The sequence below is a fragment of the Caldisericia bacterium genome (assembly GCA_026414995.1).
Lineage (GTDB): Bacteria > Caldisericota > Caldisericia > B22-G15 > B22-G15 > JAAYUH01.
Genome location: JAOAHY010000023.1, coordinates 1 through 9,942 on the forward strand (window position 1 = coordinate 1; position 9,942 = coordinate 9,942).

The window sequence follows — 9,942 nt, forward strand, 5'->3', positions numbered from 1 at the left end:
ATATGAACTCCTGATCTCCAAGCACCAATTGTTGCTTCATCCTGTGCTTTGTGTGCATCATCTCTTAAATCAAGATATTTTGGATAAGCAACTGCTGCTAAAATAGCGAGTAATACAATTACAATAACAATTTCAACCAAGGTAAAACCTTTCTTTCCAAAAAGTTTTTTCATAATCACCTCCTAAATGGTTTTCAATTTTATTAATAATGATAAATTATAAAAAATTTTAATTTTTCTGTCAAGTTAGATTGTGTCTGGAAGGGAGAAAAAGGCAATTATTTCAAAAACTCTTCCAATTATTATTAAAATAAATCCAATTGCAATTATCATCAATATTGCGCCGATAAACATTAAAAGACCACCAGTTTTAAATGAAGAAATATTGGTTGCTTCATTTGTTGTGTCAAGTGCTTTTTTATAAAAGTAATAAGCAACAATTGCAATGATCCATGCAAGAATAAATAAAATTATTCCTAAAGCAACAAGGCCTCCTTTTGCACCACCCATAATTGAGAAGATGCCAAAAATCGTACTAACTCCGCCAAAAGCAATTATTACACCACTTATAATTGCTAAAATAACTGCAATTATAAAACTTGAAATAATTTCTGTTCTTCCTGTTGCATCAGCAATTTTTTTATAACCAAGATAAAGAAGAACAAAACCTATAATTGAAACAATCCAACCAACCTTTGGAATAACAACACCTAAAAGAGATAAAATTGAACCAACTCCACCTAAAATTTTTGCTTCTCTTATATTCATAATATTCCTCCTTAAATTTTATTTAAAATAAGGAGACAAAATTTTCACCAGAAAATCTTGCTCCTTTAAGTGCTTCTCCACACTTACACTTTTCTCTTTTAAGTGGTATATCTTTAATTATATTTACAATTAAAGTTTTTAGTTTTTCTAAATTTTCATTAAATATTTTAATTACCATCTCGTGAGAAACTGGTTCTACACTTCCCTCTGCAACAAGACCAACATCATAATCAGTTACAACTGAAATATTTAAAAAGCACATTTCAAGTTCTCTTGCAAGAACAACTTCAGGGTATTGTGTCATATTTATAACTTCCCATCCCATTGATGTAAACCATTTACTTTCTGAAACTGTTGAAAATCTTGGTCCTTCGATTACAACAACTGTTCCTTTATCATGATGTGGAAATCCAAGTTTTTTTAGATTTTCAATTGCAATTTCTCTTAATTCACTGCAATATGGTTCAGCCATAGATATATGAGTTGTAATTGGTCCATCATAAAATGTTGAAACTCTACCGCTTGTTCTATCTACAAACTGATCACATATAACAAATTCACCAACCTTAATGTGAGGTTGCAAACTTCCACAAGCATTTGGTGCAATAATTCTTTCAACTCCCAATTTTTTCATTGCCCAAAGATTTGCCCTATATGGAATTTTATGAGGTGGGTATTCATGATTTTTTCCATGTCTTGGTAAAAAGGCAACTTTTTTTCCTTCAATTTCAACAATTCCAATTGAACTAGAAGGAGAGCCAAAAGGTGTTTCAACTATAACTTCTTTTACATTATCAAAGAATTTATAAAAACCAGTTCCTCCAAAAACTCCAATATCAACTTTTTCCATCTAAACCTCCTTATGAATTTTAAATTTACAATCTTATTATAACAATTTAAATTTTTGGAACTTTTGCTTCTCCTAATTCAAATATGTTTATTGTGTAAGATATCATACTTCCATCTTGAAAAGACATAATAGCGTTAATTTTTGTTGGATAGTTTTTATATTTTCCACTATTTATAGCCCAAATTTCATATAAAAATTTTGTCTTCTCGTTTTGATAATTTGCCTCTCCTGAATATTCATATTTTATTGTTTGATAGTTATTTATTTTTTCAGTACCAACTCTTTTTAAAGAATATTCAAGTGAGCCTTGAGGTATTTTTATTTTCTCATTAAATTCTTCTTTAATTCCATCAACAAGTTCATTAATCATTGAGTGAAAACTTTCAGAAAGACTTCCAACTTCTTCTCTTTTCATTTCATAAAAATCTTCTTTTTCTCCATATCTTATTTTTGCTGTTTTTTCATCTGTGAAAATTTCAGCATAAAGTTTTCCTGTATAAAGATTAACAACTTTCATATACTCTTTTTTTCCAAAATTTTCTGTTATAAGTTCTATCTTTTGGTCATTTTTCCCTTCTTTACCTCTATATTCAGCAATTACATGAAAACTTTCTATTTCAGAATAATTCTTAATCTCTTCAAATTCACTCTTCTTATTTAAAACCACTTTAACCTCTCTTTTTTCTCCTTGAGATATGTCAATAGTCTCTTCAAAATCTTCAAAGCCCTCTTTTGTTATCTTTAAATTATAAGAACCTTTTTCTATTTTTGAAAATGTATATTTTCCTTGTGAATCACTCTTTCCACTTTTACCATCGAAAGTTATATTTGCATCTTGAATTGATGTTCCATCAATGTCTTGAATTGTAACTATTATATCTGAAGTTTTTGTCTCTTTTTTACAACCATAAAAAGTTATGAAAATAATTATAAGGAATAAAATTAACAGGAAATTAATTTTTTTCATAGAAATTTTCCTCCTTTTTTATTTGATTATAACTTGTTATAATTGAAAAGTAAACAAATTTTGAAAGGAGATAACATGAAAAAAATCTTTTTGATTTCCCTCATTCTCCTTATATCACTTTTATTTCTTATAAAAAGTGATGTAAGAAGTTTAAGTGAAAAGAAAGTCATAAAACTTCAAATTGGAAACAAACTTGCTTATGTAGATGGGAGTCAGCTGCCTCTTGATGTTCCACCTCAAATTTTAAATGGAAGAACAATGGTTCCAGTAAGATTTATAAGTGAAGGTTTAGGTGCAGAAGTTGGATGGGATGGAGCAACAAAAACTGTAACAATAACAATGGATTCAATTGAGTATCTTAAAAATCAAATTAATAATTTTAAAGATGAATTAAATAAGAAAGAGACTTCATTAAAAGAAAAAGATGATAAAATAGAAGAACTTCAAATAAAAGTTAATAATTTAGAAAATACAAAAGTAAGAGTTACAAAAGTTGTTACATTTAAAAACCTTGTTGATAATAAGTGGAGTGATTTTACTGATACATTTAAATCATCTGATGATAATGTTTATACTGGAATATCTATTAATTTATTAGAAGATGCAAAATTTAATCTTCAAATAAATCTTTATGACCCTTATGGAACACTTCTTTATACAGGAAAGTGGGATAATCAAGATTATAAAAAAGGAAGTACATGGAACTATTGGTATAGAGTTCCAATTAAAAATTTTCTTGTTGGTGGAATTCCTGGTGTTTGGAAAGCAAAGGTTCTAATTGATGGAAAAGAGAGTGGATTTGTAAAATTTAACATTGTTAAAGATGAGACATATAAAGTAACAAAAGCAGAAATTTTTGAGGCAGTGACATGTAAAAGTGCTTCAGAAGGAAACCCTCAAAATATAACCCAAAAATTTTCAAAACAAGATGAAAGAGCGATAGTTTTTATTAGATTTAAAGGCAAAATTGAATCAGGATTTAGAATAAAATTTTCTTTTTATCAGCCAGATGGCAAATTTTATACTGATGCAAAAGTTGACATAAAATCAATAAAACCTGATGAAGAGAGTTGGGCTTGGGGTTCAATTAAAATTAAAGGTTTTACTCCAGAAAATCTTCCTGGTGAATGGAAATGTAAAATATTTTTTGATGATGATTTGGTAAAAGAGTTAAGTTTTATAATAGAGTAGTTTAGAAAGAGACAAAACCTTTTCCTTTTAGAGTTATTGCTCTGACTATTCTTTTATCATAATTTGCTTCAATAGGTGTGACCTCTGCCTTAAGAGAAATAAGGTTTTCAAGAGGTCCACCTATTATTTTTTTACCCAAAATTTCTTGAACTTGAAAAATACCTGAAGAATTACTCATTTCAATTACAATTTCAATTGGCTTATCTTCTCCTTTTAAAATTAATACTCTCTCAATTGCAAGTGCAGAGATTGTGTGAATTGATAAACTTCCAAGGTCATAAGCCATCCTTCCTCTTCCTTTTGTCATATCTGTTGCATCTCCTATTCCAACTAAACTTGCTTCAATTGTAAAATCTGGAACATCTGCATCATGAGCATAAATTGCATTTAAAATAAAACCTCTTACCTCAGTTCTTCTTTCTAAATCTTCATAAAATTTTGGAAGAACTCTTTCAAGAATTGGTATAGCAAGATATGTTGAATGAAGGGCATGATTTTCTCTATAAATTTGATTTCCAATATCATGAAGGAGTGCTGCTGAAAGAATAATTAAATGCTCATCATCTTCATCTCCTCCACCTTCATTTATAAAATCTGGTTTAAATCCCTTTTCAAGCAGAATATCAAGCATTTTAAGTGCTGATGCGCAGACAATTTTTGCATGAACCTCTCCATGGTCATTATATTTTAACTTTTTTACTGCAATGAAATTTGCAAGGTCCCAATTTGCTCTAACTTCAGGATCACTTAAAATTGTTTTAAAACACTCCATTGATTTTGGATAATTTTTAATTGATTCTTCAATATAATTAAGAGATTCTGTTTCAATAAAATCATAACTTTCTGGAATTTCAACCTCAATACCAATATTTTTTAAACTCTTACTCTTAAATTCATCAAACATTGTTTCCCTCCTTTTGATGAGTGGGAAAAGAAATTTATATTTCTTAACCCATTTGAATTTTATATAATTTTATCAAGTATTTAAGATTATGTTAATATTAAATTGAAATTTAAAATTTATGATAGATAAAAAAGTAGAAGCGTTAATGTTTATTAAACAAGCAAAAGAAGATTTAGAGACTGCAAAATATAATCATAAAGGAAAAAAATTTTATGTTTCATGTTTTTATTCACATCAAGTAGTTGAAAAAGCGCTCAAAGGTTATTTAATTTATAAAGGAATTGAAAAAGTTTGTGGATACTCTGTTGTTAGTTTAATTAAAAAGTGTTCCAATTTTGATAAAGATTTTAATATTTTTAAAGATAAATTGAAAATTTTAGATAAATATTATTTAGCAATGGGATATCCTAATAAAGTTATAGGTGGAATTCCAGCAGAAGTTTTTAAAGAAAAAGAAAGTTTTAATGCGATTTCTTTAGCAGAGGAGATATTAAAGTTTATATATAGTAAAGAGTTAAGTTTGAATATAGATTTCTAAAAATTTACTCAAATTTTCCTCTTGCATCAACTTTATATTTTCCTATAACATCACTTCCTTTAACCATATAAAAGTAATCAAAATTACTCATTGTTATGCAAGAGTGAACAGGAATTATTTTTAATTTATCACCAATTTTTATCTTTGATTTTTGAGTTAGTTTTAACCAACCATGTTCTTCTGAAAGAGAGAAAAGTTTTGTTTGAGGTTCATCTAAAATGTATCCATAATTTTTTTCATTCTCAATTTCTAAAAAGTCAAGACCTAAAACTTTTGCTCCAGCATCAATATACGCACGAGATTCATCTGGTTTGCTTATAACTTGAGATAAAACAAATAAAGCACATCTTTCAATAGAGATAACTCCAAGGTTAACCTGTTTATAATCATAAAAAACATAATTTCCTGGTCTAATCTCTGTTATTCCATCAATTTTTCCACTTATAAAAACAGAAGGAGTTGAACCAATACTTACTGTTTCAAATTTTATGCCACTCTTCTCTAAAATTCTTTTTGCTTCAAGAACTCCATTTGCTTCTTCTAAAGAGTATTTTTCTCTTTCTTCTTTGTTCTTTGCTTTATAAACTTGTCCTCCATGGGTAAAAACTCCATCAAAAATTATGTTTTTACTTTTTTCAATTTCTTTATATAAAAAAAGAACATCTTGAGGTTTTATACCACATCTATTATGACCAGAATTTATTTCAATTCTTACGAAAATTTTTTCACTATCAAAAATTTCATCTATTTTTCTTATTCCTTCAATTGAATCTACTGCTAAAATTAATTTTTTAACTTTTTTATTTAAAACTTTCGCTCTTTTTAGTTTATCATAATCAACAATTTCGCTTGATATAAAAATATCATCAAATCCTTCCTCTGCAAAAACTTCTCCTTCAGAAAGTTTTGAACATTGAATTCCAGATATTCCAAAATCTTTTTGAATTTTAGCAATATAAATTGATTTATGAGTTTTTATCATGGGTCTTAAATTTTTTTTATAACTTTTTGCAAAATTTGACATCTCTTCAATATTTTTCATTAATTTTTCATAATCAACTATCAATGCAGGAGTTGTCAAATCTTCTATTTTCATTTAAATTTTACCTCCTTAAATTACATCTAAATCTGAAAAATTAAAGAAATATTTTTTTGAAAATTCAATTTTTTCAAATGGATAGAGAATTATTAATCTTTTTTGATACGGAATAAATCCTTTGTAAAAAAGAATTCTTTCTAGTGGATCTCCTTTTTTAATCCAAATATCTATTAAATCTACATTATTATCAATAAAAAATTTCAAAGAAAAAGAGATTATTTTTGAAAAAGATAAGAAATCTTTATATAAAAACTCTTCAATTGTTCCTCTTTTTATATCAACCTCTTTTATTCTTAAAACAAAGAGATTTTCATTATCTTTGAAAATATCATATATATAATAGGGGTGAGAAAGATATCTCCAAGTTAGAAATTCTTTATCTCTTAAAATAAAAATATCATAATGTTTTTTTAAATTTTCTAAATAAATTTCTATATCATCAAAATTTTCAACCTTTTCAAAGTTAAATTTACCTTTAATAATATTTGTTCCAATTTTAAAAAGAGGAGAAATGATTGAAAAATCAATTTTAAATTTAGATGCAAGAATGTTTAAATTGAGTGGAAAAATCCACCTTCTTACATATCCAAAACTAATCCAGCCCAATTTTTTTGTATATATAGGAAGAGAATTTTTATTTGGAAAACCATAAAAATATGAATATCCTCTCTCTTTTCCTTCCTCAAGAGTTTTTATAGCAAGTTTTTTAAAAATTCCTTTTCCTCTATATTCTTTAAGAACCATTGAATCAACTGAGTGACCTATTTTAACTATTTCTCCTTTAAAATATGCTTTAAATGGAACAATCGCCTCCTCACCAACTATTTCACCATCTTTACTTTGATAAACTGCAATTAGATTTTCTTTAAGTGGATTATCAATATATTTCCACCTCCACTTTTTAATATCAACTTCAAGTTCAGGAGTTACATTTTTAAAAAGTGGAAGAATATCTTCGCCATTTCCTTCATAAATCTTATACATTTTTTACTCCTTATAATTTTTAATATATATTTTTCATTTTATAATAAAAAAAGGAGGTTTTTATGAAAAAAAGATTTTTAATTATCTTTATGCTTTTTATTTTATCATTTTCACTTTTTTCATGTAAAAAAGAGAGGGCTCGTGAATTAATTGTTTCAAGTGAAAATAAAATTATAATTTTTGATAAAAATTTTAAAGTAGTAAAAGAGTTTGATACAGGGTTGAAAGGAAAGCTCATTTTAGGAGAAATAAGAAACAACAAAATTTTATTTAACTATTTTTCAGATGATTACTCAAAAAGTGGAATTTTTGCTTTAGATTTTGAAACTGGAGAGATGTTGAATTTAACAGAGGGGCTTTTGGGAAATTTTCCATATACTCCAAAATTTTATGATGATGAAAATATTCTTTTTACTTTAAAAGAGATGGGATTGAGAGAATATCTTTATATTTATAATTTGAAATTTAAAAATAAAAAACCTTTAATATTCAATCTAATTTCAAGCTATATCTATCCTATTTATATTGATGAGTTAGAAAAAAATTTATATATGCATATATTAAAAGAAAATGAAACAAAATCAAAAATAGCTCTTTATAAATTTCTAAGTGATGAATTTATAGAAAATTACATAACTTTTAAAGAAAACTTTTATTTTCAAGGAAATTCAAATGAAAATGGTGAAATTTTAGGTAAGAGTTTTGATAACAATTTAAAAGTTTCAAAAATTGAAATTTTAAATTTAGAGACAAAGGAGTTTAAGAGTGTTTTTGAGACAAAAGAAGGAGAAATTTATAATGAGACATTCTTTAATAATTCAAGAAACATTTTATTTAAATTTGTACCAAATGATTTAAATAAAAAACCATATATTTCTATAATTGATAGAAATGGAAATATAATTAAAAATATTGAACCCCCAAATTCAAAAGATTTTTATATTAGAGGAGTTTTTAAAAATTATTTATATTTAATGGTTCAAGAAGTTAGTGGTGGTAAATATGTCTTATATGGAACTGATTTAGATAATGTCTCATTCAAAAAATTAACAAGAGAGAACTATTTTTATGGTGGTGACCTAATTTATTCTGATTTAAAAGGAAAAATTATTTTAAGTGAAATAAAAGAAGGAACTCAAGATAAAGAGTATATTCTTATGAATTTAAATGGAGAAATGAAGATAAATTTAAATGAAAAGTTAAAAATTAAAATTGATTCAATAATATTTTTTGAAAAGTGAATTATGATTTAAATTTAGTTATTTATTACAACAAAAGCAATAGATATAGTTTTAATGCTCTTTTAGGCGCAGTTGAAAATTTGGATGAATTAAAAGATTTAAAAGTAATTTTTATAGAAAAAAGAGAAAATCTATTTAATCTTTCAAATTTTTTTGATAAAAATAAAAAGACAATTTTTGCTTTTTCTTTTTTTACAACCCAAATCTTTGAAATCTTTGAAATTATTAAAAATTTAAGGGAAATTTATAAAGATAAGGCAATTTTTATTGCAGGTGGTCCACATCCTACAGGAGATCCTATAGGGACTCTTAAATTAGGTTTTGATTATGTTTTTAGAGGTGAAGGGGAAGATAGTTTTACAAAATTTTTATTAAATTTAAAAATAGATAATTTTGAAAATTTAAAATATTTATCTTATATAGAAAATGGTGAATTTAAAATTTCTCCTTTAAATGAACCTGTTGATATAAATAGTTATCCTCCATTTTCTATTAAATATGAAAAATTTAGCCCTATTGAAATAACTAGAGGTTGTCCCCATTTTTGTTACTATTGTCAGACTCCTTTTATTTTTGGTGGGAAAACAAGGCACAGAACAATTGAAAATATTATTAAATACATTGAAATAATGAAAAAAATAAATTTAACTGATATAAGATTTATAACCCCAAATGCTTTTTCTTATGGTTCAATTGATGGAAAAAAATTAAATTTAGAAGCACTTGAAACTCTTTTAAAAGAAATAAAAATAGTTTTAAAAGATTCTGGAAGAATTTTTCTTGGAACTTTTCCTTCTGAAGTAAGGCCTGAATTTGTTTTAGATGAAACGCTTTTATTAGTTAAAAAATATGCTTATAATACTTCAATTGTTATAGGTGCACAATCTGGAAGTGAAAAAGTTTTAAAATCAATTAATAGAGGTCATGGAGTTAAAGAGATATATAAATCTGTGGAACTTTCAATTAAATATAATTTAAAACCGATAGTTGATTTTATTTTTGGTCTTCCAGGAGAAGAAAAAGAAGATATTGAGGAAACTCTAAAAGTTATGAAAGATTTAATAAAATTAGGTGCAAGAATTCATGCACACACTTTTATTCCTCTTCCAATGACTCCATTTCAATTTGAAAAAAGTGGAAGAGTTAATGAAAAATTGAAGAGTTTTATAAAAGAAAATTTTAAAGGAAAAATTATTTTTGGAGATTGGGGAGTGCAACAGAAATTGGGAAAGAAAATTGAGAATTATTTCAAATCTGGTTTTATGATATAATTAAATTGTCGTTATTTTTTTAACAAATATTGGAGGAGCACCTATGAATAAAAATTATCAAGAATTAATTCAGGACTTAATTGATAATCTTGGTAATTGGTTTTATGATGAAGAGAAATTAAGATGGGGA

General features: G+C 26.0%; 11 protein-coding genes. 4 read left to right on the forward strand and 7 right to left on the reverse strand.

The features are described 5' to 3' along the window. The 4 genes from N3D74_06340 to N3D74_06355 all read right to left on the reverse strand — a co-directional run. A partial coding sequence (locus N3D74_06340) for a type II secretion system GspH family protein (GenBank protein ID MCX8095783.1) occupies nucleotides 1-173 on the reverse strand: 173 nt, incomplete at its 3' end. 72 nt (nucleotides 174-245) lie between these two features. Continuing rightward, nucleotides 246-767, reverse strand: a complete 522-nt coding sequence (locus N3D74_06345; protein ID MCX8095784.1) for a DUF996 domain-containing protein — start codon at nucleotides 765-767, stop codon at nucleotides 246-248. Nucleotides 768-789: 22 nt separating this feature from the next. Then, nucleotides 790-1,617 carry an S-methyl-5'-thioadenosine phosphorylase gene (locus N3D74_06350; GenBank protein MCX8095785.1) on the reverse strand — a complete coding sequence of 276 codons (828 nt, stop codon included), beginning with the start codon at nucleotides 1,615-1,617 and terminating at the stop codon, nucleotides 790-792. 46 nt (nucleotides 1,618-1,663) lie between these two features. Further along, nucleotides 1,664-2,584 carry a carboxypeptidase-like regulatory domain-containing protein gene (locus N3D74_06355; protein MCX8095786.1) on the reverse strand — a complete coding sequence of 307 codons (921 nt, stop codon included), beginning with the start codon at nucleotides 2,582-2,584 and terminating at the stop codon, nucleotides 1,664-1,666. Nucleotides 2,585-2,659: 75 nt separating this feature from the next. Here N3D74_06355 and N3D74_06360 point away from each other — a divergent pair, with 75 nt between their 5' ends. Next, complete coding sequence (locus tag N3D74_06360) at nucleotides 2,660-3,775, forward strand: copper amine oxidase N-terminal domain-containing protein (GenBank protein MCX8095787.1); 1,116 nt, start codon at nucleotides 2,660-2,662, stop codon at nucleotides 3,773-3,775. Between the two features lies 1 nt (nucleotide 3,776). Here the strand turns inward: N3D74_06360 and N3D74_06365 are convergent, their stop codons facing one another. After that, complete coding sequence (locus N3D74_06365; protein MCX8095788.1) at nucleotides 3,777-4,679, reverse strand: phosphohydrolase; 903 nt, start codon at nucleotides 4,677-4,679, stop codon at nucleotides 3,777-3,779. A gap of 118 nt (nucleotides 4,680-4,797) precedes the next feature. Between N3D74_06365 and N3D74_06370 the strand changes: the two genes are divergently transcribed. Continuing rightward, nucleotides 4,798-5,217, forward strand: coding sequence for a HEPN domain-containing protein (locus N3D74_06370; protein ID MCX8095789.1), 420 nt, complete (start codon nucleotides 4,798-4,800; stop codon nucleotides 5,215-5,217). A gap of 4 nt (nucleotides 5,218-5,221) precedes the next feature. Here the strand turns inward: N3D74_06370 and N3D74_06375 are convergent, their stop codons facing one another. Together N3D74_06375 and N3D74_06380 are read right to left on the reverse strand one after the other, a co-directional pair. Next, nucleotides 5,222-6,313 carry an alanine racemase gene (locus N3D74_06375; protein ID MCX8095790.1) on the reverse strand — a complete coding sequence of 364 codons (1,092 nt, stop codon included), beginning with the start codon at nucleotides 6,311-6,313 and terminating at the stop codon, nucleotides 5,222-5,224. Between the two features lie 15 nt (nucleotides 6,314-6,328). Then, the gene (locus tag N3D74_06380; protein MCX8095791.1) at nucleotides 6,329-7,300 is read right to left on the reverse strand and encodes a GNAT family N-acetyltransferase; all 972 of its coding nucleotides are present in this window, start codon (nucleotides 7,298-7,300) and stop codon (nucleotides 6,329-6,331) included. A gap of 62 nt (nucleotides 7,301-7,362) precedes the next feature. On the opposite strand from N3D74_06380, the gene N3D74_06385 reads away from it, so the two are divergent. After that, the gene (locus tag N3D74_06385; GenBank protein MCX8095792.1) at nucleotides 7,363-8,541 is read left to right on the forward strand and encodes a hypothetical protein; all 1,179 of its coding nucleotides are present in this window, start codon (nucleotides 7,363-7,365) and stop codon (nucleotides 8,539-8,541) included. Next, nucleotides 8,538-9,812, forward strand: coding sequence for a TIGR04013 family B12-binding domain/radical SAM domain-containing protein (locus N3D74_06390; GenBank protein MCX8095793.1), 1,275 nt, complete (start codon nucleotides 8,538-8,540; stop codon nucleotides 9,810-9,812). The genes N3D74_06385 and N3D74_06390 overlap by 4 nt, the downstream gene beginning before the upstream one ends. The last annotated feature ends 130 nt before the right edge of the window (nucleotides 9,813-9,942 follow it).

Coding starts and splice junctions, on each gene's coding strand:
- N3D74_06345 (MCX8095784.1), bottom strand. CDS start 767: ATGAATATAAGAGAAGCAAAAATTTTAGGTGGAGTTGGTTCAATTTTA.
- N3D74_06350 (MCX8095785.1), bottom strand. CDS start 1,617: ATGGAAAAAGTTGATATTGGAGTTTTTGGAGGAACTGGTTTTTATAAA.
- N3D74_06355 (MCX8095786.1), bottom strand. CDS start 2,584: ATGAAAAAAATTAATTTCCTGTTAATTTTATTCCTTATAATTATTTTC.
- N3D74_06360 (MCX8095787.1), top strand. CDS start 2,660: ATGAAAAAAATCTTTTTGATTTCCCTCATTCTCCTTATATCACTTTTA.
- N3D74_06365 (MCX8095788.1), bottom strand. CDS start 4,679: ATGTTTGATGAATTTAAGAGTAAGAGTTTAAAAAATATTGGTATTGAG.
- N3D74_06370 (MCX8095789.1), top strand. CDS start 4,798: ATGATAGATAAAAAAGTAGAAGCGTTAATGTTTATTAAACAAGCAAAA.
- N3D74_06375 (MCX8095790.1), bottom strand. CDS start 6,313: ATGAAAATAGAAGATTTGACAACTCCTGCATTGATAGTTGATTATGAA.
- N3D74_06380 (MCX8095791.1), bottom strand. CDS start 7,300: ATGTATAAGATTTATGAAGGAAATGGCGAAGATATTCTTCCACTTTTT.
- N3D74_06385 (MCX8095792.1), top strand. CDS start 7,363: ATGAAAAAAAGATTTTTAATTATCTTTATGCTTTTTATTTTATCATTT.